We start from the raw sequence: 21,561 nt of genomic DNA, 5'->3' as shown, positions 1-21,561 counted from the left end.
CCTCACACAACGTCTTTGCCTGTTCTGAGCGCGTTAACGTCCAAGACAATAAGCACAGCCCAAAACGGTTGCTGTCCTCCTCCATCGGTGGGGATGTTAATGCCGGCATAAAAAAGCGCGGCCTTGGCCGCGCTTTCGGTAGATGACATCATGGATGCCGTCGCTTACCCCTGGGACGCCTTCGCGTTCTGCTGCTCCAACTGGGCCAAGTCTTCGGCGATCTTCACCGTCTCGTTCAGGTAGGGATCCGGCTCCTGATAATCCTTCGGAATATCATCCAGCGAGCTGATCGGCTTCTTACCCGCCAGCTTCAGACGCGCATTGATGCGCTGGAGCCGAACGGCATCGTCCTCTTTATTCTCTTTCTCACGCTGTGCGTAGTTAAGCGAGACGATGTTACGTCGGGCCTTCAACGCCTTGTAGTGCGCAATATCCTGTTCGATATACTGGAACTCGGGATCCTTGGCGATGCGTGCATCGTGCAACACCAACAGTTGCGGGTCGAAACGTTGCACATCCCCGGCCTTGGTATACTCGGCGGCACGAATGCTATCCCACGGCAAGGCATTGTCTTCGAAGCTCTCACCGGTATCCGCCGGGTCAACGCCGGTCGGCATCACGATATCCGGGGTGACGCCCTTACGCTGAGTACTGCCACCGTTGATACGGTAGAACTTCTGGATGGTGTATTGCACCGATCCCAGCTCCGGCCACTCCGGACGCAGCATCTGATCGTAGATACGGTTCAGCGAGCGATACTGCTGCACCGTGCCCTTGCCAAAGGTCGGCTCGCCCACGATCAACGCCCGATCATAATCCTGCATCGCGGCGGCGAAGATCTCCGAGGCGGAGGCGCTGAAGCGGTCAACCAACACCACCAGTGGCCCCTTGTAGTACACCACGCCGTCGTTGTCGGCATCCTCACGCACCTTACCGATGTTATCGCGCACCTGCACCACCGGCCCGCTCGGGATGAACAGCCCAGAGAGGGAGACCGCTTCGGTCAGGGCACCGCCGCCATTGCCACGCAGATCGATGACGATGGCGCTAACGTGCTGTTTCTCCAACTTCTGTAGTTGCACCTTCACATCGTCCGTCAGGCCGACGTAGAAGCCAGGAATGTCCAACACCCCAATCTTATGGCCGTCGACCGTCTTCACGCTCATCTTCACCGCCCGATCTTCCAGGCGAATACGTTCACGCGTCAGGGTGACGATACGGGTCTTGGTGCCTTTACCGGCGGGCAGGATCTCCAGGCGAACCTTGCTGCCCTTCGGCCCCTTGATCAGGGCCACCACGTCATCCAGGCGCCAACCGATCACGTCGACCATTGGCTTCCCAGGCTGGCCGACCGCCACGATGCGATCGCCGACCTTCAAGACCTTGCTCTTAGCCGCCGGTCCCCCGGCCACCATCGAGTTAATCTGGGTGTAATCATCTTCCGTCTGCTGCAATACCGCACCGATGCCTTCCAACGACAGGCTCATGTCGGTGTTAAACTGCTCGGTATTCCGCGGTGACAGATAGCTGGTATGCGGATCGATCTCGCGCGCGAAGGCATTCATAAACAGCTGGAAGACATCCTCGCTGTTGCTCTGGGTCAGACGCTTGATGGCGAACTGGTAGCGTTTGGTCAGGATCTTCTGGATCTCCGGCCAATCTTTCCCCGCCAACTTCAGATTCAGCGCGTCATACTTCACCTTGGCGTACCAGAGTTTATCCAGCTCGGCCACGCTGGTCGGCCACGCTGCCTTACTACGATCGATATCGATGGTGTCGCTGCCATCGAAGCTCATCGGCTTCTTCAACAGGCTCAGGGCGTATTCATAACGCTCCAGGCGGCGCTGTTGCGACAGGTTAAACAGCGCATAGGCCGTATCCAATTGGCCGCTACGCAGTTGATCGCCCAGTTTGCCTTCATCGTCGCGAAAACGCGCGATATCCGAGGCCAAAAACACGTTGTGGTTGTAGTCCAACATGTTGAGGTAGCGATTAAAGATCTTCTTCGAGAAGTCTGCGTTGAGATCAAACTGGCGATAATGAGAGCGGGTAAAGCGAGCGGTGACCCGCTCGCTGACCGTTGCATGCTGAGGCTCTTGATGCAACTGGGGCAGATGGACGGCGTCATTGACCGCCTCGTCCGCTGCAAAAACGGTACCCGCAACCAGCGAGAGCGCGATTGCCGATACCCGGAAAAAATTGTTCATGCCTGGGTTGGCCTCCGTATCAGAACTGCAAGTGTTCTGTGCGTACAATCATTGCCAGACCGTTGGACAGCTGGACGCGGACACCGTCTTTGGTGATTTCGAGTACGGATGCCTCCATGGCATTTTTCCCGGCGCTCACCTTCACGGTTTGCCCCAGATGCAGCTGCTCCAACGACGTTACTGGCGTGGCGCGCTGTTCTGCGGCCTCGTGAGCCACGCGCGGCTTACGCTCTTGCGCGCTCTTGGCGCTGCGCGGTTTACGCGGCTCTTTATTACCCTGCTCGGCGTCGCGGCGCATAGCCGGCTTCTTACCGGCCGGACGAGGACGGCGCGGTTCGCGCTTCTCGCCATTCTCGGCGGCTTCACGCTTACGCGCTTCACGCTGAGCCTGGACGCGAGCCTTAGCCTCTTCCAGCTGCTGGCGCGCATGTTCGACATGCTGCTCATCCAGCACGCCACAGGCGTTGCCATCCAGATCGACACGCTCTGCACCCAGTTTTACCCCGTGCAGATAGCGCCAGCTGGATGTGTAAAGACGGAGTGCTGAACGTAGCTGAGTCTTGCTCAGGCCGTTTTCTTCCCCCTGCATACGCGCGACCAGGTCCTGAAAGATACCGATCTTCAGCGGGCGGGCTTCACCCTCGGCACTAAAGCACTGAGGGAAACGTTGAGCCAAAAAGGCGATGACTTCTTTACTACTGTTCAACTTTGGTTGATTTTCCATGAAATTTCCTGATTACAACGGGTTTGCCAACCAGCGATGGCATGAACAGGCGTCATTATAATGAGGCTACCGCCAAATGCCATGCCATCCGCACCACAACCTTACGCAAAAGTCACAAATTTTGCCCAGTCGCAGTGCGCCAGGTGCTGGCAGAGCGCCTCCACCACGGCTTTCAGCCCCGTTTCATCCTCGTCGTCGAAGCGCTCAAACTGTGTGCTGTCGAGATCGAGCACCCCGATCGTACGTCCGGCGACCACTAACGGCAGCACGATTTCCGCGTTGCTCGCTGCATCACAGGCGATATGACCGTCGAAGGCATGCACATCGCCGACACGCACCACCTGGCTGCTGGCGCAGGCATGACCGCAGACGCCGCGCCCGAGGGGGATACGGACACAGGCCAGCTTGCCTTGGAACGGCCCCAATACCAATGTCTGCCCATCCACAAAATAAAAACCGGCCCAATTCACCGCCGGTAGACGCTCGAACAATAACGCACTGACGTTGGACAAGGTCGCGATGGTGTTAAATTCGCCGCTGCACAGCGCGCTGAGATCGCGGGTTAGCTCGGCATAAAACGTGTGTTTACTCATGATCCTCTCTATCACTACCGGGGAATGATTAAATAGCGCGGCGAACCTTGCATAAAGTAAGCATTAAATGCGACAACACACAAGCGAAAAGCCGAATGGCTTCGTCTTAAGCGGTAACACAATGTATATTTATTTACGGTTCGCGTCACAGTTGTATACCAGCTTCTCGGTCAACCAAGGGACGATAGATGCGCTGCTCATTTCTCCGCCATCCCCATATCGCGTCGGCGTCCGGGCAATGAATGCCCTCAGGCAACACCCCACAACGGCAACGCCGCGGCGGCTACGCTGCCCGCAATGCGATGCGCTGTGCCATCTCCCCCCCGTCGCCGCCGACCAGTCGGCCTTCTGCCCACGCTGTCAGGCGCGACTGTATGAGGGACGAGACTGGTCATTGACCCGCCTCAGCGCCCTCTCCCTCACCCTCCTGATCCTGCTGCCTTTGGCGCTGTTCGAACCGCTATTACAGATTCGATTATTAGGTGTCGGCGTCCAGAGTAGTCTGTGGCAAGGTATCGTTCAGATGGCGAGCCAGGGGGATCGGCTGACGGCCGCCATGGTCGCCTGGTGCGTCGTGATCACCCCGCTCCTGCTTCCGCTAACCCTGCTGGCCCTGCATCTCGGCCAGCGCTGGCGCTATAACCGACGTCCCCTGTTACGATTACTCACTCGGGTGCGCGCGTGGATCATGCTCGATATCTATCTGGTGGGGCTGGCCGTCGCCTGCATTAAGGTGCGCGAGTACGCCGCCATCGCCCCCGGCCCGGCGCTCCTGGCCTACATCGTCGCCACCCTGCTGTTATTGCTGATGCTGATCCACCTCAACATGGAACAACTGTGGCGCCGCTGCTATCCCCAGCCACACTGCCACGCGCCCGATGAGGCCCTGCTGCTCTGTGACGTCTGCCAACACAGCGCGCCGCCCAATGCCCAGGGATGTTGCCAACGCTGCCACCATCCGCTGCATCTACGCCGCCCCCATAGCCTGCAAAAAAGCTGGGCCGCCCTGCTGGCCGCCATGGTGATGCTACTGCCCGCCAACCTGTTGCCGATCTCCATCCTCTACGTCAATGGCACACGCATCGAGGACACCATCCTCTCCGGCGTCGCTAGCCTGGCACAGAGTGGCAACCTGCCGATCGCCGCCATCGTGTTTATCGCCAGTATCGTCGTTCCCTTCGTCAAGGTGGCGGTATTGTTATTCCTATTATTAGGGATTCAGTTTCGTCAGGTTCACCACCTGGTGGTTCGCATGCGCCTACTGCGGCTAGTCACCTGGATCGGCCGCTGGTCGATGCTGGATCTGTTCGTCATCGCACTGATGATGTCGCTGATCGATCGTGATCAGTTGCTCTCGTTTACCATGGGACCCGCGGCGCTCTACTTCGGCGCGGCGGTCTTTCTTACCATTCTGGCCGTGGAGTGGCTGGACAGTCGACTGATATGGGACGCCTATGCAACCAACGACGCCAACGCGCGCGAATACGCAGAATAATGCCCTGATCCGCCATAAGCGCCGCCTATCCCCTTTCTGGCTGCTGCCCTTCGTCGCCCTGCTGATCGCCGGCTGGATGGGCTACAGCGCCCTACAGGCGCGCGGCGAGACGGTGGTGGTCAGCTTCCACACCGCCCCCGGTTTAGTGGCCGGGCGCACGCCGGTACGCTTCCAGGGCGTCGAGGTCGGCACGGTGAGCAAGGTCAGCGTCACCCCCGACCTGCGCGCCGTCGAGGTCACACTCAACATCCAGCGCAGTATGCAACATACCCTGCGCCAGGGAACCCAGTTCTGGCTGGTCAATCCCCAAGTCTCGCTGGCAGGCGTCTCTGGGCTGGATGCGTTAGTCGGCGGCAACTACATCGCCATGTTACCGGGCGATGGCGCCCCACAGAAACACTTCACCGCCCTGGCGGAGCCACCGACCCGACAACCGAGCGGCGACGAGCTGCTATTACACCTGAATGCCGCCGATCTCGGCTCCCTCAGTATTGGCTCCCCCCTCTATTATCGGAAGATCCCCGTCGGGCGAGTCTACAACTATGCCATCGCCGAGCAGCAACAGGGGGTGCGCATCGACGTGCTCATCGAGCCGCGCTTCGCCTCCTTGGTCAAGGAGAACAGTCGCTTCTGGAATGTCTCCGGCATTCGTGGCGACGTCAGTCTGTCGGGCATCTCGCTGCAGGTCGATGGGCTAACGGCCCTGGTCAACGGCGCCATCGCCTTCGACTCCCCGCCGCAGACGCCAGCGGCACAGGCTGGCAGCCGCTTCACCCTCTATCCCGATCTCGCCAGTAGCCAGCGCGGCGTCACGGTTCATCTGACGCTGCCGAGCGGCGAGGGGCTGCAAGCTAAGCGTACCCCATTGATGTATCAAGGGATTCAGGTCGGGTTGCTCACAACGCTCACCCTGACGGCGGATGGCCATGTCGATGGGACGCTGGCCGTCGATCCCAGCATCGTCGATCTGTTACGCGACGAGAGCCGTATCACCCTCAGCGCGCCACGCCTCAACCTCAACCAACTCAATCTGAGTCAACTGGTGAGCGGCAGCGTACTCGAGTTACACCCCGGTAGCGGTACTGCGCGCCGAGACTTTCAGGTACTGCCCGCAGATCAAGCCTTAACTCAGGAGGCGGGTGCCCTGCAGCTGACGCTCGACGCCGATCAAAGCTATGGTATCGAGGTCGGCCAACCGGTGCGCCTAAAGGGCATCCGTGTCGGTCAAATCAGCGGACGCGAGTTGCAGGATGATGGCGTGCGCTTCACGGCCCTCATCGCCGCCCCTTACCGCACCGCCATCCACGGCGACAGCCGCTTCGTGGTCAACAGTCGCCTCGCCGTGCGCGTCGGACTCGATGGCGTGGCGCTGACCGGTGCCGCCCCTCAAGAGTGGCTAGAGGGCGGCGTCACTATTCTACCCGGGACGCAGGGTGCCGTACGCAGCCACTACCCGTTATACCGCGACGCCGAGGCGGCCCGGGACGGCATCCGTGGCGATCAACCGCCCACCACCCTCACCCTGCAAGCCGCGACGCTGCCCGACGTTCAGCCCGGTTCGCCGGTGCTCTACCGCAAGTTCCGTATCGGCGAAATCGCCACCATCACGCCGCGGCGCGACGGCTTCGAGATCGCCCTGTATATTCAACCCGCCTATCGCCACCTGGTGGGCAACGAGAGCGTCTTCTGGGCCGAGGGCGGCGCCAAGGTCCAGCTCAACGGGGCGGGGTTGACGGTGCAGGCCGCGCCCCTAGCGCGCGCCCTGAAAGGGGCCATCAGTCTCGATAACCTGAGCGGGGTACAGACTGCGCGTGGCGCGCCGCGTCCACTCTATGCTAACGAGAGCGCCGCCCGCGCCGTCGGCGGGCATATCACCCTCTCCACCTATGACGGCGCCCGTCTGGCGCCCGGCATGCCGATCCGCTATCTCGGCCTCGACATCGGCCAGTTGGCCTCCCTCGGCCTGAGCGCCGATCGCCGCCAAGTCCTGGCGCAGGCGGTGCTTTATCCCGAGTATGTCGACGCCTTCGCCCGCAGCGGCACGCGCTTCTCGCTGGTCACGCCACGCATCTCGGCGGCGGGCGTCAACAATCTGGAAGCGCTGCTACAGCCCTATATCAACCTGGAACCGGGCGCTGGCAAGGCGACGCGTCACTTCACGCTGCAAGAGGCCACCCTGAGCGACGCACGTTATCTCGATGGGATCCAGATCGTGGTGGATACGCCGGATGCCGGCGCATTGCAGGTTGGTACGCCGGTCCTATACCGCGGGATAGAGGTGGGCACCGTCACCGGCTTGACGCTCGGCAGCCTGGGCGATCGCGTGCAGGTGGCGCTACGCATCGGGCGTGAATACCAACGCCTGGTGCGTAGCAATAGCGTCTTCTGGCAAGCCTCCGGCTACAGCCTGGCGTTTGGCCTGACAGGCGGAGTAGTGAAAAGCGGGACCTTCCAACAGTTCATCCGAGGCGGCATCGCCTTCGCCACCCCGCCCAGCACACCGTTAGCGCCCTCGGCGGCGGCGGGGACGCACTTCTTGCTCCACGATGTACCGCCAAGCGGTTGGCAAGATTGGGGCACCGCCATCCCGCTACGCTGAGGGCCACGCCCCGCCTAATGATGGCGGGGCGCGCTTAGGCCGTCACTCGGCGAATGCGCGCCGGCAACCCCTGACGCGCGGCGGCACCGACCACCCAATCGAGCACCACCCCCGGACTCTGGCGTGTCGGATCGACCAGGCCCAGTTGGTTCAGGCTAACCCCCGCCAGACGCGCGGCGGGTTCGGGTTGCGCCACCCCGTCGATGATGTGCGATCGGGCACCCAGCTCCCAATGCCCATAGCCATGCTCGATGGCGATCACCCCCGGCATCGCGCTCTCCAGCAACATGGCGCGTGCGCGTAACGTGCCGCCGGGCGTCGTCACCTCGACCCAATCACCGTTGGCGATCCCCCAGCGAGCGCCATCCTGCGGATGGAGGTAGAGCGGGTTATCACGCTTCACGCTACACAGGCGCGGCGATAGCGCCGATAGCGCACTGTGAATGTTAGACTTGTAGCTGGTCAGCTCGAACGGCCACTGATCTTGCGGCCAGCGCTCACGCAACGGCGTACCGTCGGCCAGACGCGGTGCCATCCAGGTCGGACAGCCGCAATACCGTTCCCCGGTCATGCTATTACGCGCCGCCGCCAGTTGCGCATTCCACACCGCGAACGGGCGACGATAACGATGCGTCATCCACTCGCCCTGGTAGCGGCGATCGGCGTCTTCGAAACGGCCACCACGCGCCAGTACGCTGGCGACCGGCCCGATCTCCTGCGCCGGCAGCGTCGCCTGCAACGTCGGCAACAGACGATCGACCCCACTCAGCGCCATATCCTCCGCCGTCGCCGGCGCGACCGCCGTCTCCACAAAGGCCAAGTTAGCGACGGCACGCAAGTAGTACTGATCGCCACTGTCGATCGCTAGCCACTCCCCCTGCGCATTCTGTTGCGCCCGCGGACCGAAACCGGGCAAGGAGAGGCGCTTCGCCACATCGATCAAAAAATTCTCCAAGCAGAGTGGGCGGCCATCCGCCGTCTTCGCACTCAGCGGCGTTACCGCCGGCCAGCGAGCCGTGGCGGCACGCGTCGGCACCCCTTGCCAAATCCCGGCGATCCCCCAGCTCTCATAGGTCACCGTATCCGGCACCAAATAGTCGGCCAAGGCGGTCGTCTCGTTAAGGAAGGCATCTACCGCCACGATCAGCGGCAACTGCGCCGGATCGCGCAGGCGCGACTCCAACAGGGCTCGCAGTCCCGGTACGCCATACAATGGGTTCGCCAGGTGATTGATCCACGCCTTCAAACGGTAGGGGTATCCTGCCAAGGCCGCACTCAACTGCTCCGTCAACAACGGCGAGGAGAGCGGATACCAGGGCGCACGCGCCGGATAGGGTGACTGTCCCGCCGCCACCTTCTCTTGGTACTCACGGCTTTGCTCATACGACGCCTTGCTGCGTGATAACATCAGGCCGCGAGGTTTCACCTTCCCCGGGAAGGCGTCGAAGTTATAGCACGGCCCCTTGCCGAAGGCGGGATAAGCCGGCGGCTTGGCCATCATCCCCCCTTTCAGATTGATATTCCCGATCATCACATTCAACATCAGGATGGCGTAGGCGGTATAGAAGCCGTTGGCATGCATGGTGCCCCCGTGCGTATCGACCGCCGCGCGGGTGCCGTGGGACGTCAACTGCCGCGCCAAGGCGACGATCTCCGCCTCGGGGACGCCACAGATCGCGCTGTATTGCGCCAACGTCAGCTTCTGCGCCTCGTCGCGCAGGCAGGTCAAGGCACTCTTGACCCGGATCGGCCCCTGCGCCCCCGTCAGCTCACTATCCACCCACAGACGGGCGGGGGCGGCGATGTCAGCATCCGCCAACGCCCCATCGGCGGCGGCCAACACCAACGCCCCAGTGGAGAGCGCATCACTCGGCGTCTCCGCCAGATCGGCCCGCGTCAGGAACTGCCCTTCGCGTGGATGACCCGGCTGACAGATCACCAAATGGGTGGCGTTACACCAGTGCGCCTGACCGGCCTGCTGCATCGCCGCCTCGCTCGGTTGGCTGAGGTAGTCGGCGTTATAACGCTGCTGCTCAATGATCCAGCGGATCATCGCCAACGCCAGCGCCGCATCGCTCCCCGGACGGATCGGGATCCAGCGGTTGTTGGCGCCCGCCGCCAGGCTGGTACTCAACGGCTGCGACGGCGCAACCACCACATAGCTGAATCCGGGTTGACTCCGCGCCGCCGCCAACTGGCGCGCCTGGCGTTTAAAGGGGTTACCGGATTGGGCCGGCGAGCTACCGATATACAGCACGAACTCCACCGCCTCCAGATCCGGCTTCATGTGCGCGTTCTTTTCCAGATCCTGCATCAGCGCGCCGGAGCCCGCGCGAAACGCGTAGCCACAATACGATCCATGATGACCAAAGTTACGCGAGCCGAAACTGTTCATGGCAAAACGCTTGATGATGTGATCGCGCCCCTCGTCGCCGGCGTTGGTCACCAGTAACTGGTTGGCACGCGGACCGAACTCAGGGTGCGCCGGATCTAACGGCGTCTGTAGATCGCGCAGCGCGCGCAGTCCCTCGACCGGCCCTTCGCCAAACAGATCGCCGCCCTCACAGATCTCATGCAATAGCTGTTCGTAACTAATCGTCTGCCACCGCCCCTCACCGCGCTTGCCGACACGCTTCATCGGCTGCGTGATGCGGTAGGGGCTCTCGCGGATCTCCAACATGGCGTTACCGCGCGCGCAGGCGGTCGAACGGCCCGCCAGTCCCGCCTCGCCCGCCAACGAACGCCAGGCCTCCGCCAGCGGCGTCGCATAGGGCAATTGTTGCTGCTGAGAGAGCGGATGATACGGGTTACCGGCGATGCGCAGGATACGCTCACTGCGATTGTCGATGCGCATACGTATCCCGCACAGGGTCCAGCAACCAAAGCACATCCCATTGGCGAGGCGCTGCTGAGGATTGACCTGCAAACGGCCGTCGGCATCGATGCGCATCTCCGGTTGCAATGCATTGCCAAACTGGGCACTGCGCGTCGGTTCGCCCGCCGTCCCTTGCGTGACCTCGCGCGCCATATGACGCGCCGTCGCGGCGTAGCCTGCCGCGAATACCGCGCCCCCACCGGCGGCCAAGCCGAGTTTCAATAGCTGTCGTCTACGTTTGTCCATGTTATCGCTCCGCCGCGTCACTGCGCGTCTCAATCAATTCCGTCAATAGCGCCGCCAAACAGATCCACAGTCCTGCCATCGCGGCGATACCGAGCCAACCTTCACTGCCGGCGGGGACGCTGTAGGGATAAATCCCGGCGTCATAACGCGCCACCCGTTGCACATCGATCAGCGTCAACCAGCGCAAGGCCGCCGCCGACGCCAGGGTCAGGATCGCCAGTAGCCAGCGTAAGCGTAATAGCCACGTCGCCGCCAACAGGGTCATCGCCAGTAAACTCAGCGTGGGCCAGGCCTGGAGGCGCATAAAGTGGCGACCAACTTGGGTCACCGACGCCAGCGGCCAATAGAGCCACAGCGCGAGCAGGATCAGGCTACTCAGGGCACTGATCCACAAGGTCAGCCGTAGCAGACGCCCATCCCCCGCCGTCAGGCGCTGTCCCAACAAACCGGCGATCAGCAGCCCTAACCCCACGCTGGCCAGCGGCGCGCTACACAGCCATAGCCACGGCAGCATCCACTGATGCCACAGCGGACGCGCGGCCAAGACCCACACCTCGCTACCGGTATACAACGCGATGCTGGCCCCGGAGAGTAATGTCAGCAGGGCGCAGCGACGCAACGCGGTCGGTGAGATCTGCCACTGGCCCAACGCCAAGCGCCGCCAGAAGCGCGCACCGCGCACCGTCGTCGTTAAGAGCGCGGGACGCAGACAGAGCCAGGCCGTCACGACCGCCAGCGCCGAAAAGATCGGCAGCAACAACGCACCACGTGACATCCAAGAGCCGGGGGTCAAGTAAGCGAAGAAATGCCAGGCCCGTCCCGGCTGATGCAGATCGGCGGTGAGCGCCAACGGGCCGACAATGGCCGAGATCAGCAACACCAGCGCCAGACTATGTACGAGCGTGACACTGTAACGATCGCCACCACGCAAGGCTAACCACAACAACAACGCCGCGCCATAGGCACTCCCGATGTAGAAGAAGTACTGTACCGCCCAGGGCAACCAGGCTACCGCCTGGGGCGTAACCAAGATCTCACTAATCATGGGTGTTGCTCCTCATCGCCATACAGCGCGGGCTGACCACCGACCTGGCTGACGAAGGCCGAGTCCAACCCCAGATAGAACACGCGCGGCTCGGTGTGTTGCTCCGGCTTCAGTTGATAAATTTCGCCCGAGTGGGCAGCCAATAAACGGCTGAGCGTACTCTGCGGATCGTGCAGATCGCCGATGATGCGTGCCCCGCCGACACAAGAATCGACACAGGCGGGTAATAACCCGGCCTCCAGACGATGGGCGCAGAAGGTGCATTTATCTGCCGTCAGGGTCTCGTGGTTAATAAAGCGGGCATCGTAGGGACAAGCCTGCACGCAATAGGCGCAACCGACACAACGCGTGTTATCGACCATGACGATGCCGTCTTCACGTTGATAGGTGGCCTGTACCGGGCAGACCGGTATGCAGGGCGGCGCCTCGCAGTGATTACACAGGCGCGGCAAGGTAAACATTTGGCTGACCCCATGGGCGGCGGCGCCACTCACCTCATACTGCTTGACCGTGGTACGAAACTGACCGATGGGCGGCAGGTTCTCCATACAACAGGCCACCGTGCAGGCCTGGCAGCCGACACACTTACGCAAATCGATCAGCATCGCCCAGCGCGGAGTCTGGCGCCCTTGCCGCGCCCCCGCCTCCTGGCTTGACGCCGTGCCCTGCGCCTGCCAGGGCAATAGCGCCAGGCCGGCGCTTAGGCTGCCGATACCCAGCAACAGTCGGCGCCGTTGCTGTTGTTCGTTATCCTGCTCCCGCATCACTCTCCTCCCACGTCGATGGCGCTGTCTGTAACATCACAGATCCGCCTTTCTTGATTCGCTTATTGATTGGCGTGATTTATTATGTGCAGGAGAGAAAAGGCCTTCCTATTGTGGAAAACCACAATAGCGATCGATTGCTGACCTATATCAAAATTAACCATCTCGCAAAAATACGAATCCGATCTCCGATGAATGTGCTGTTACGCCTCTGCTGGCTGTTATCGCTCCTCGTTTGCCTGGCGCCCGCTCGGGCGACACCGCCCTCGCCGCAACCGGTCACCATCGGCGTACTGGCGACGCGTGGCACCCAGATGGCGAACAGCCAATGGCAACCGCTGATCGGTTGGCTCAATCAACGCTTGCCGGCCTATCATTTTCAGCTGCAACCCTACGATATCAGCGCCTTAGATAGTGCCGTGCGCCAACGCCGACTCGACTTTGTCATCACCAACCCCGGGCAAGCCGTCACGCTGGGGCGTCATGCGCCGCTCTCCTGGCTGGCGACCCTCAAGAGCCCGCTACGCCCAGGGAATAACAACGTCATCGGATCTGCGTTAATCGTGCGGCGCGCGAGCACGCTGCACCATCTGGCCGATCTGCGCGGCAAGCGCATCAGCGCCGTCGCCCCCCAAGCGTTCGGTGGATACCAGACGCTGCTGTATCGTCTGGCGCGCGAGGGCTACGACTACCGCCACTTCTTCGCTCAAACTCGCTTTGCCGGCTTTCCGCTGGATGCCTTGATCTATCGCCTGCGCGATGGGGAAACCGACGCGGTCATCGTCCCGGTCTGTCAGTTGGAAACCATGGCCAGCGAGGGGCTGATCGACGCCCAGGACTTTCGGGTGATCGACAATATCGCCCCGGCCGACTTCCAGTGCCAAAGCTCGACGCAGCTCTATCCCAACTGGTCCTTCGCCCGAACCGACCGCGCCAGCGCGGCGCTAGCCAAACAGGTGGCCGCCGCCCTGTTGGCATTACCGGAAACGCATCCGGCGGCCCGCGCCGCCTCTTCGCTCGGTTGGAGCGCGCCGGAGAGTAGCTACAGCATCGAACAGTTCTACCGCCAGTTGGAGGAGACGCTCCCGGTCAGCCTGACCCTACAAGTCCTACGCTGGCTGCAAGAAAACCAAGCCTGGCTCTGGGGCGCATTAGGTATGCTGCTACTGTTGACGCTGTATCACCTGTGGCTGGAGTGGCGTTTTCAACGCACCCAGCGTCGCCTGCTTGATGCCGAGGCCGATCTGAATCGCAAACGCCTGGCGCTGGAGCATGCGCAACGCGTCGCCATCGTCGGTGAATTGGGCACCAGCCTGGCTCATGAGCTCAATCAACCGCTGGAGGCGATCAAAAATTATGCCGACGGCTGCCTACATCGCGCGCACCGCCAGGCCGAGATCACCACCCTAATCCCCGCCTTGGGACACATCAGTCAACAGGTCACACGGGCCGATGCCATCGTCAAGCGGCTACGCCGCCTGATCCGCCGCGCCCCACAACCTGACGTCGAGCTGGCGCCACATAACGTGATGGACGATACCCTGGCGCTGCTCGCGTATGAGTTCCGCCGCCACGCCATCGTCTTGACGCGCCGCTTAGACGGCGTTCCACGTTACGACCGCTACGACGCCATCGGCCTACAGCAACTGCTACTTAATCTGTTAAAAAACGCCATCGAGGCGCTGGCGAGCCAACCTGAACCGCGCCACATCACCCTGAGCCAGCACTACCTGGCAGACGCCTACCAAGTCATCATCGCCGACAATGGTCCCGGCCTGCCCCAAGAGAGCCAGTGCGTGCAACAGGCCTTCTTTACCACCAAGCCCGACGGACTCGGCCTCGGCCTCTCCATCTGCCAACAAGTCACCGAGGCGCTCGCGGGCACCCTGACGCTAGAAAACCGTCCCGAGGGCGGCTGCCAGGCGACGCTGACCCTTCCCTACCCCAGCAAGGAGGTGACATGACCATCCCGATCTCGATCCATATCGTCGATGACGACGCATCGGTGCGCGACTCGCTCGGATTTATCCTGGAAGGATATGGTATGACGGTGAACGCCTTCACCGATGGCGAACGTTTCCTGGCCGCGGTGGACGCCAGTCAGCCCGGCTGCGTCATCCTGGATCTCCGTATGCCTGGGCTCTCTGGGATGCAAGTTCACCAAGCCCTATTGGCACGCGAGAGCGTGCTGGGCGTGATCTTCCTCACCGGGCACGGCGATGTGCCACAGGCCGTCGAGGCGCTGCAACGCGGCGCCTGCCACTTCCTGGAGAAACCGGTGGAAAGCCGTAGCCTATTGGCCGCCATCGAGGCCGCCTGGCTCGTCTCGCGCCAACGCCTGTGTGAGCAACAACATCGTCAACGCCTTGCCCGGCTAACGGCACGTGAACGGCAGACCTTCGATCTACTCTGCCAAGGATTAAAGAATCAGGCCGTCGCCGAACGGCTACATGTTTCGCTGCGTACGGTGGAGGTGCATCGCGCCAACATCAGCCGCAAGCTGGAAAGCGCCTCGCTGCTCGCCTTCCTCAGCCAACGCGACACGCTACAGACAGCGCACGACGATGATGACCATCGCGAACGTTAACCCAACAATCAATATTGCATATGCTATTTACAAGGTGTATATATTGCATATGCCATTTAGGAGCCGCCATGCCCAGACCCAAGATCCCACGCCGCATCTGTAGTCATCCGCAGCACCGTTGCTTCAAGCCCAACGGCATTCCCTTGCCGCAACTCGAACAGGTGATGCTGGCGCGCGACGAGTTTGAGGCCCTGCGTCTGGTCGACCGTGAGGGATTGCAACAGCAACAGGCCGCCGCCGAGATGGGGGTATCGCGCCAGACGCTGGCTAACATCCTCAAACGGGCACGCTTTAAGCTGTTGGACTGCCTCAGTAATGGCAAGGCACTGATGATTGATGAGTCATAAGGAAGGTTCACGATGTTAACCGCAATACCGATGCACGGCGCACGCATCGCCGGCCACCTGGCCCGTGCGCCACAACTGGCCTTTTTCAACGCCAACGGGGAGGAGGTCGCTCGCTACGCGAATCCCGCCGCCAGCGAACAATGTTCAGGAAAGAAACAGCTACTGGCGCTACTGCGCCAAGGGCAGATCCGCCGCCTGGTGGTGCGTAATGTCGGCCAGCACATGGCCCAACGCCTGCTCGCGCTGGGGATCGAGATCCGCCTGGCGCACGGCGGTGAATGGCAGGCGGACTATTGCCAAGAGGAGTGTAACCTCGCCCAACTGACCGATGCGAGCCAGGCGCGCCCCCCGCGTAAACCGCACCACGCCGGCCACGCCTGTGGTTGTGGGGGGAGTGCGAAGCAGGTGACGACGCCTACGCGCTTGCAACCGCGTCCAAGCGGCGTCCCCCACATCATTCGCTGCCGTCAAGGGTAGCCCAGCGTCGGCCCACGCTCAACGCGCGGGCCCCCCTCGGCTCCGCGTTGCGCTCCATACTCCGCCGCCACGATCCATTCACAATGGGTAACAATAATCATCCGTGATGATTCGCGTATTCACCACTCGCGATACTATCCTTACAGACTCTGGCCTACGCTATTCTTTCGCCACCAAGAGGTCCCCCATGAAACGCTACTCATGTATCGCGCTGGCACTCCTGAGCTGCGCCACCCTCGCTCCCGCCTATGCGGCGGCGGACGACGGCATCATCCGTCATACGGTACAGTTTCCCAAAGGGCAATCAGGAACAACCCTCCATGGCAGTATCCAGGGGAATGACACCCTCGACTACACCTTAGTCGCCGCGCAAGGACAGCAGATGAGTGTGACGCTCAATGGGAAACGCTCCACCTATTTCAACCTGTTAGCCCCAGGTAATCACGGCGAAGCACTATTCAATGGTTCGATCGAGGGTGATCACTACCAGGGGATCTTGCCGACCAAGGGGCAATATACGGTGCGCCTTTACCAGATGGGGGCCGCCAAAGACTCCTCGACAGCCCATCCTTTCACGCTGACGATCCGTATCCAGGGCACCTCGGCCAGCCGCCCCACGTCGCAGCACAGCGCCAGCGGCACGCTACCCTGCGCCCAGCACAGTGGTCAGCCGATGGGGCAATGCCCGTTCAGCGTCACGCGTCAAGCTAACGGTGATGCCACCCTGACGCTTACCTTGCCCGACCAGCGCCAACGCACGCTGTTCTTTGCGCACGGCAAGCCGCTGAATGCCGATCTCAGCCAGGCCGATGGCGATATGACCTTTACCTGGCAGCAGCAGGACGATCTGTTTCTTATTCGCTGCGGCCACGAACGCTATGAGGTTCCTGCCGCCGCCATCACCGGAGGCTAACGAAGGGCGATGACGCACGGCGCCGAGAGACACCTCTTAGCGCCTCGCCGGATATGCAATTCATGACGCACGGCGAGTGACGCCGGACCCAAGATAGGGCCTGCGCGTCACTTTCCTGCTATGCCTGGCGTAGCGTCGTTAGCATCACCTGCGGATCCCTTGATCTGTGGCGACTCCGAGGCAGGCGGAAATAATAACGCCGTATAGTGGGCCGAGATCGCTCCACTGTGTTTACCATCGCTACCGTAATAACGATCTTCGCGGCACAGACGCTCGTGAGTATCGCAAAAAATACCGTTCGCGAAGGTGAACGCCGTCCGGTCGAAGTCACCCTGCGAGAACACCCGCTGCGCGACACGCGCCCCCAAATAACGCTCCGTCAAGGTGCGCGAAACACCCTGCGCATCGGCGCAAATATAGCTATCACACAGAACCCCCGCTTGCGGTGAATGCAACGCCGTCTTATCGGCGGCATGCACCTGTGTCAGTGACGATAGCGCCCACAATACGCCGATAAATAAACCCCGGCTCACCGTCATCGTTGCATTACTCACGTTAACCCTCATCATCATGTCTCAACTTGTGGATATCACACGCCATCTGCGCCAGTCGCCATGGCTGGGTATCTCCCCCCGCCCGCGATAATGGGCACAGCAAGCCACACACTGCGCTCTGTACCGATTAGAGATAACGCCGGATAAACGCCTGTAAGGGAATCGGCTGGCTATAACGATACCCCTGCAAGTACAGCACATCGTGCGCCTTCAGATAGGCTTCTTGCTGCTCCGTCTCGACCCCCTCGGCGATAATCTTTAAATGTAGGCTCCCCGCCAACTCGATAACGTTGTTCACAATATGGCTGGAGATTTCATCCAGGCCGATCATCTGAATAAAACTCTTATCGATCTTAATATAATCGACATGAAATTTTTGCAGATAAGAATAGGTCGAATAACCGGTACCGAAGTCGTCGAGGGCAAAGGTCACGCCCAACCCCTTTAAGCGCTCGAAGTTCTCCTTGACCTCACTCTTCGAGGCAATCTCATCGCGTTCAACCAACTCTAGCGTGAGTTCTAACTGGCGCGTATCGAATGCCTGTAAGAAATGGTCACAATCTGCGACGATGCTCCGATGCTGAAGATATTTCTGGCTAATATTAAAACCGATATGTATCCGCTTCGACACTCTGCCACGTAATGCCTCCCGCGTATCCAAGATCAACTGCCGGGTCATCGGCACGATCAATCCAGAGTCCTCTGCCGCCGGGATAAATTGATTCGGCGGAATCATGCCGATCCCTGGACGGAGCCAGCGGATTAAAATTTCACCGCCGGTGACGCTGTTGGTTTTCAGATCAACGATCGGCTGAATATAAGGGACAAACTCGTTATTTTTAATACCGTTGCGAATTAACTCGGTAATCGATAAGGGTCGATTCAAACGTAGAAATACCGCTAGCATGGCGAATAGCCCAAGCAGTAGGCTTAAATATATCCCCAGCAAGTAGTTATCTATCAGGTTGGTTAATATGGTGCGCTTGGTAATAATATAAATTATCGTGTAGCCGTAATCAGAGGTGATAACATGATAGCCCTGCGGCATCCGCGAAAACTTAGGGGTCACTCGCCCCTCAGCCGATAAAATCTCACCACTCACCCCAAAGTAGACGCGAGGAAAGGTATTGATCACACGTAGCGTATTAGCGATGAAATAGCCATCCACCCCCACTAGTACCGTGCCTTGCGCCGTCTTATAGCTATAGAATAACACCGGTAGCGAAGGGGTCGCCGCATCCCCGGCCAAGAGATAGAGGCCATTGACCTGTTCTATTTTTTTACGCTCGACTCCCGACACCTCTTTATACAATGAAGTACAGTAACCTCCCGCCTTTGAGAATAACTCGAGGGAGCGGACATTCGGCGTTAAGGTCACTTGATGAATCAACGCATTCATCACCGACTCAGAGCAAGTGCGTCCCAACAAATGACTGGTCGATTGCGCCGCCGTTTTGGCATGACCCAGGATACCATCGATATGTTGGCGGGCGAAATCGACCTTGAGATTTGTGTCTTTATACAGCGCCTTAATCGAAAAAATAAGCAAGCAAAGCATCAAGATAACGAATACACCGAATCCAGAGACAAACGCAATGAGTAATTTTTTAGCAATAACTTTTTTTACCCTTTCCTGACTCATATCGCTCCCAGTCTTACCCCACTTATGGCATGTGTATGATGAAACAGTGGCGAACATTCCACACAACAACCCCCTCTGCGTGATCCTAGACGATTATAGCAAAGCGCCATTAACCGCCCTCACTCTAGGGACTTTATCTCACCGACTTTGTCGAAACGACCCCACGGCACCATCGGCTCCGACGGCCATCGACCCTCCCGATATCGTCGATCCCCTAACCCGACGTGCTACCTCCCCCAACTCATCCGACTGGGCCTCACTGGCAAAACGCCACAGATGCACTACGATTAATAGGCAAGGCGATCCATGCCTGCATAATGCCAACTTTTAGCGCACGGCTCTCCACAAGAGCCATTCCCCTAGACCTGATACAGGAATCGTGTCAGGTCTTTTTTTATCCACTTCAAAATCAATCAGTTGCAGATTTTTCGATCGCCTGCGCATCCCCACTTCCTCCCTATCCTACACTAGCCACCTTCCGGCTAATATCTTGAACACACAGGAATATTCTGAAAAATTCCATTAAGTGATAATAGTCCATTTGGCCGAGTATCGCCCCTCAGCTGCACAGCCCGTCAACCACCTCCTGGGCATGATAGGCAGAAGAAGACGCTGCGTAGCCCTCATTTCTCCCCCCTGAGCAGCGGTTTATTTGTAACCAGATGAAACTACCTCTCCCCTCGATATGAGCTACTCCAACGCGTTGTCGTGCGTTGTCGTGTGTTGTCGAGCATTACCCCACTGTTGTCGGTTACAACAGGGGGCATGATCTAAGGTTATATGTGTTGCTGTGGGGGGCGATTTCATGGCAGAGCAAGCGCGTTAGAGATACTGGAGGCGAGCTACCGAAGGTCCGCACCTGCTGGCGGTTGTGTGAGTTATGGTACAAGCAGCCGCGCATCGCCCCCTTATTCAGGCGGCGCGGGCCAGATGAGTGCCTCTCCCGTCGGGATGATGTCATCCACTTGTAACCGGTATCTTCGCCAGTCATTCAGGCGTTGACTTAGCGTAGTGCTATCTTGCGTCTCATTCAGTTCGAGTTTGTCCGTCAATAACTGAATTCGCTGCGAGGCCAGCGCCAACAGATGTGCCTTGTGCTGTTGATCCTGCTCCAGCTGCGCGCGTTGCTCGGCCTGCTTATCCTTTACCCATGCCTCACCCGTCCAAACATCAAAGGCGGTAGTGGGCGACAACGTAGTAAAGCGTGGTGGGATCTCTCCCAATTCCTGAATCGTGCTGCTTTGGCGGGTCTCGGTGTCCCAGACCTCCTCGCCTCGGTGGTCGGCTACCTCCTCCCAGCGCTGGCCATCCGGCGAGCGAACCAAGGCGAACCCAGCTTTCGGTTGAGTTGGGGCATCCAGGTAGCTATAGGCGGGGATACCGACCCCTTCCATCACATAGTCATAGTCGGCACCGCAGTATTCGCGAGTAGTTTCATTGGCATGGTATAGCAGCACCCAGCCAGCTGTTTTAGCTAACCGCTTTTTGGTGAATTCAGCCTGAGATGGTGTAAGTTGATATTCCATTTATGCAGCCCTCACGATATAGAGAAAGGCGACGTTACGTGGGCGAGTTTCCTCGGCCGTTCGTGCGACACGGGCAGCATTAAAATCCAGCGTACCCGCATTCGACCAGTCAACAGATCTCGGAGTGCCATCCGCCCCGGGACCTGACGATGTCCGTTGAAATGCCCCGGAACCAGAGCCGGAATAAGAGAATGTTTCAGATATTCCCGTGACACTACCAGTAATGTTTTGCAAAGCGTCCGCTTGGTGAGTCAAAATAACACGGAATCGATCCACGCCTCGGTCATTGTCATAGCCACAAATAAACTCCCCGCGTAAGTCGGGCAAAATCCCAAGGGGATAGACCATTGCGAGTTGTGGATAAACAGATAGCGAAAAAGTCTGCCCAGCACAGATTACCCACCCTCGGGGAGGAAATATCAAGGGCCAAGGAATTGGCACTCCCACAGGGAGTGAGTCCAACGCTTGACTGACCAATTGCTCGACACGCTCATTCACACGTCGTATTGCATTGGGTGTCGCCGCTTGATTGGTTTGATAGCTATTGAGATTGTCGTTAAGCTGCACCCGGCCAGCCTGGCTGGTACTGGCGAGGCGGGTGGCTATGTCATAAGCGCGTCTCACCGCATTAGCCGTCGCTGCCTCGGTGGTACTGAAGTTGTCGGTGCGGTCGTTGAGCTGCACCCGTCCAGCCTGGCTGGTGCTAGCGCGGCGGGTGGCCTCGTCATAGGTGCGTTTGACCGCATTAGCCGTCGCTGCCTGAGTGGTGCTGATGCTGTTGATGCTGTCGTTAAGCCGAACTTGTCCGGCCAGGTAGGTACTAGCGGCCTGGACGGCCTTGTCATAGGTGCGTTTGACCGCATTAGCCGTCGCTGCCTGAGTGGTGCTGGTGCTGTTGATGCTGTCGTTAAGCCGAACTTGTCCGGCCAGGTAGGTACTAGCGGCCTGGACGGCCTTGTCATAGGTG

At 59.7% G+C, this 21,561-nt stretch carries 17 protein-coding genes; 7 read left to right on the top strand and 10 right to left on the bottom strand.

Features of this window, described 5'->3' with window-relative positions; all coding sequences use genetic code 11:
* Positions 1-164: 164 nt before the first annotated feature.
* The 3 genes from prc to ACEQFP_RS04055 form a co-directional block, all read right to left on the bottom strand.
* Positions 165-2,207, bottom strand: a complete 2,043-nt coding sequence (prc, locus tag ACEQFP_RS04065; RefSeq protein ID WP_005286247.1) for a carboxy terminal-processing peptidase — start codon at positions 2,205-2,207, stop codon at positions 165-167.
* Between the two features lie 19 nt (positions 2,208-2,226).
* A complete protein-coding gene (gene proQ / locus ACEQFP_RS04060) occupies positions 2,227-2,931 on the bottom strand; it encodes an RNA chaperone ProQ (protein WP_005286251.1) in 705 nt (234 codons plus the stop codon).
* 101 nt (positions 2,932-3,032) lie between these two features.
* Positions 3,033-3,524 carry a GAF domain-containing protein gene (locus tag ACEQFP_RS04055; protein ID WP_005286254.1) on the bottom strand — a complete coding sequence of 164 codons (492 nt, stop codon included), beginning with the start codon at positions 3,522-3,524 and terminating at the stop codon, positions 3,033-3,035.
* Between the two features lie 238 nt (positions 3,525-3,762).
* On the opposite strand from ACEQFP_RS04055, the gene yebS reads away from it, so the two are divergent.
* Both yebS and ACEQFP_RS04045 read left to right on the top strand, forming a co-directional pair.
* Positions 3,763-5,019 carry a membrane integrity lipid transport subunit YebS gene (gene yebS / locus ACEQFP_RS04050; RefSeq protein WP_035596451.1) on the top strand — a complete coding sequence of 419 codons (1,257 nt, stop codon included), beginning with the start codon at positions 3,763-3,765 and terminating at the stop codon, positions 5,017-5,019.
* Positions 4,979-7,618, top strand: a complete 2,640-nt coding sequence (locus ACEQFP_RS04045) for an MlaD family protein (protein WP_370547495.1) — start codon at positions 4,979-4,981, stop codon at positions 7,616-7,618. Before yebS ends, ACEQFP_RS04045 begins: the two co-directional genes overlap by 41 nt.
* A gap of 34 nt (positions 7,619-7,652) precedes the next feature.
* Here ACEQFP_RS04045 and ACEQFP_RS04040 read toward each other — a convergent pair whose 3' ends face one another.
* From ACEQFP_RS04040 to dsrO, 3 genes are read right to left on the bottom strand one after another with little or no spacing between them, the layout of a single operon-like run.
* Positions 7,653-10,739: a tetrathionate reductase subunit A gene (locus tag ACEQFP_RS04040; protein ID WP_370547494.1), complete on the bottom strand. Its 3,087-nt coding sequence runs from the start codon at positions 10,737-10,739 to the stop codon at positions 7,653-7,655.
* Between the two features lies 1 nt (position 10,740).
* On the bottom strand, positions 10,741-11,784 hold the full coding sequence (nrfD, locus tag ACEQFP_RS04035; protein ID WP_370547493.1) for an NrfD/PsrC family molybdoenzyme membrane anchor subunit: 1,044 nt from the start codon (positions 11,782-11,784) through the stop codon (positions 10,741-10,743).
* Entirely contained in the window at positions 11,781-12,548 is a 768-nt protein-coding gene (dsrO, locus tag ACEQFP_RS04030; RefSeq protein WP_370547492.1) for a sulfate reduction electron transfer complex DsrMKJOP subunit DsrO, read from the bottom strand. Before dsrO ends, nrfD begins: the two co-directional genes overlap by 4 nt.
* A 191-nt stretch (positions 12,549-12,739) precedes the next feature.
* Here dsrO and ACEQFP_RS04025 point away from each other — a divergent pair, with 191 nt between their 5' ends.
* From ACEQFP_RS04025 to ACEQFP_RS04005, 5 genes are all read left to right on the top strand, one after another.
* Positions 12,740-14,512: a PhnD/SsuA/transferrin family substrate-binding protein gene (locus tag ACEQFP_RS04025; protein ID WP_370547491.1), complete on the top strand. Its 1,773-nt coding sequence runs from the start codon at positions 12,740-12,742 to the stop codon at positions 14,510-14,512.
* Positions 14,509-15,135: a response regulator transcription factor gene (locus tag ACEQFP_RS04020; protein ID WP_005286281.1), complete on the top strand. Its 627-nt coding sequence runs from the start codon at positions 14,509-14,511 to the stop codon at positions 15,133-15,135. The genes ACEQFP_RS04025 and ACEQFP_RS04020 overlap by 4 nt, the downstream gene beginning before the upstream one ends.
* Before the next feature lie 68 nt (positions 15,136-15,203).
* Entirely contained in the window at positions 15,204-15,482 is a 279-nt protein-coding gene (locus ACEQFP_RS04015) for a DUF134 domain-containing protein (RefSeq protein ID WP_005286287.1), read from the top strand.
* A 12-nt stretch (positions 15,483-15,494) separates the two neighbouring features.
* Positions 15,495-15,959 (top strand): NifB/NifX family molybdenum-iron cluster-binding protein, encoded by a 465-nt coding sequence (locus ACEQFP_RS04010; protein ID WP_005294255.1) that lies wholly within the window; start codon positions 15,495-15,497, stop codon positions 15,957-15,959.
* Positions 15,960-16,146: 187 nt separating this feature from the next.
* On the top strand, positions 16,147-16,872 hold the full coding sequence (locus ACEQFP_RS04005; protein WP_370547490.1) for a hypothetical protein: 726 nt from the start codon (positions 16,147-16,149) through the stop codon (positions 16,870-16,872).
* A gap of 107 nt (positions 16,873-16,979) precedes the next feature.
* Here the strand turns inward: ACEQFP_RS04005 and ACEQFP_RS04000 are convergent, their stop codons facing one another.
* The 4 genes from ACEQFP_RS04000 to ACEQFP_RS03985 all read right to left on the bottom strand — a co-directional run.
* Positions 16,980-17,426 (bottom strand): YcgJ family protein, encoded by a 447-nt coding sequence (locus ACEQFP_RS04000; RefSeq protein ID WP_242431436.1) that lies wholly within the window; start codon positions 17,424-17,426, stop codon positions 16,980-16,982.
* Positions 17,427-17,553: 127 nt separating this feature from the next.
* Positions 17,554-19,125 carry an EAL domain-containing protein gene (locus ACEQFP_RS03995; RefSeq protein ID WP_370547488.1) on the bottom strand — a complete coding sequence of 524 codons (1,572 nt, stop codon included), beginning with the start codon at positions 19,123-19,125 and terminating at the stop codon, positions 17,554-17,556.
* A gap of 851 nt (positions 19,126-19,976) precedes the next feature.
* Positions 19,977-20,594 carry a tail fiber assembly protein gene (locus tag ACEQFP_RS03990; RefSeq protein WP_370547487.1) on the bottom strand — a complete coding sequence of 206 codons (618 nt, stop codon included), beginning with the start codon at positions 20,592-20,594 and terminating at the stop codon, positions 19,977-19,979.
* Positions 20,595-21,561, bottom strand: a 967-nt coding sequence (locus tag ACEQFP_RS03985; RefSeq protein ID WP_396463908.1) for a tail fiber protein, incomplete at its 5' end; no start/stop codon positions are given.

Source organism: Edwardsiella sp. A.80236 (genome assembly GCF_044540725.1).
Classification (GTDB): Bacteria; Pseudomonadota; Gammaproteobacteria; order Enterobacterales; family Enterobacteriaceae; genus Edwardsiella; species Edwardsiella tarda.
Note: the sequence above shows the minus strand (reverse complement) of the source record. Positions and strands in the feature narration are given on the sequence as shown.

Bases quoted from the DNA above. Each gene is read 5' to 3' on its own strand.
- ACEQFP_RS04055 (WP_005286254.1), bottom strand. From the start codon at position 3,524: ATGAGTAAACACACGTTTTATGCCGAGCTAACCCGCGATCTCAGCGCG.
- ACEQFP_RS04015 (WP_005286287.1), top strand. From the start codon at position 15,204: ATGCCCAGACCCAAGATCCCACGCCGCATCTGTAGTCATCCGCAGCAC.
- ACEQFP_RS04010 (WP_005294255.1), top strand. From the start codon at position 15,495: ATGTTAACCGCAATACCGATGCACGGCGCACGCATCGCCGGCCACCTG.
- ACEQFP_RS03995 (WP_370547488.1), bottom strand. From the start codon at position 19,125: ATGTTCGCCACTGTTTCATCATACACATGCCATAAGTGGGGTAAGACT.
- nrfD (WP_370547493.1), bottom strand. From the start codon at position 11,784: ATGATTAGTGAGATCTTGGTTACGCCCCAGGCGGTAGCCTGGTTGCCC.
- ACEQFP_RS04020 (WP_005286281.1), top strand. From the start codon at position 14,509: ATGACCATCCCGATCTCGATCCATATCGTCGATGACGACGCATCGGTG.
- ACEQFP_RS04040 (WP_370547494.1), bottom strand. From the start codon at position 10,739: ATGGACAAACGTAGACGACAGCTATTGAAACTCGGCTTGGCCGCCGGT.
- ACEQFP_RS04025 (WP_370547491.1), top strand. From the start codon at position 12,740: ATGAATGTGCTGTTACGCCTCTGCTGGCTGTTATCGCTCCTCGTTTGC.
- ACEQFP_RS04005 (WP_370547490.1), top strand. From the start codon at position 16,147: ATGAAACGCTACTCATGTATCGCGCTGGCACTCCTGAGCTGCGCCACC.
- yebS (WP_035596451.1), top strand. From the start codon at position 3,763: ATGAATGCCCTCAGGCAACACCCCACAACGGCAACGCCGCGGCGGCTA.
- ACEQFP_RS03990 (WP_370547487.1), bottom strand. From the start codon at position 20,594: ATGGAATATCAACTTACACCATCTCAGGCTGAATTCACCAAAAAGCGG.
- ACEQFP_RS04045 (WP_370547495.1), top strand. From the start codon at position 4,979: ATGCAACCAACGACGCCAACGCGCGCGAATACGCAGAATAATGCCCTG.
- prc (WP_005286247.1), bottom strand. From the start codon at position 2,207: ATGAACAATTTTTTCCGGGTATCGGCAATCGCGCTCTCGCTGGTTGCG.
- proQ (WP_005286251.1), bottom strand. From the start codon at position 2,931: ATGGAAAATCAACCAAAGTTGAACAGTAGTAAAGAAGTCATCGCCTTT.
- dsrO (WP_370547492.1), bottom strand. From the start codon at position 12,548: ATGCGGGAGCAGGATAACGAACAACAGCAACGGCGCCGACTGTTGCTG.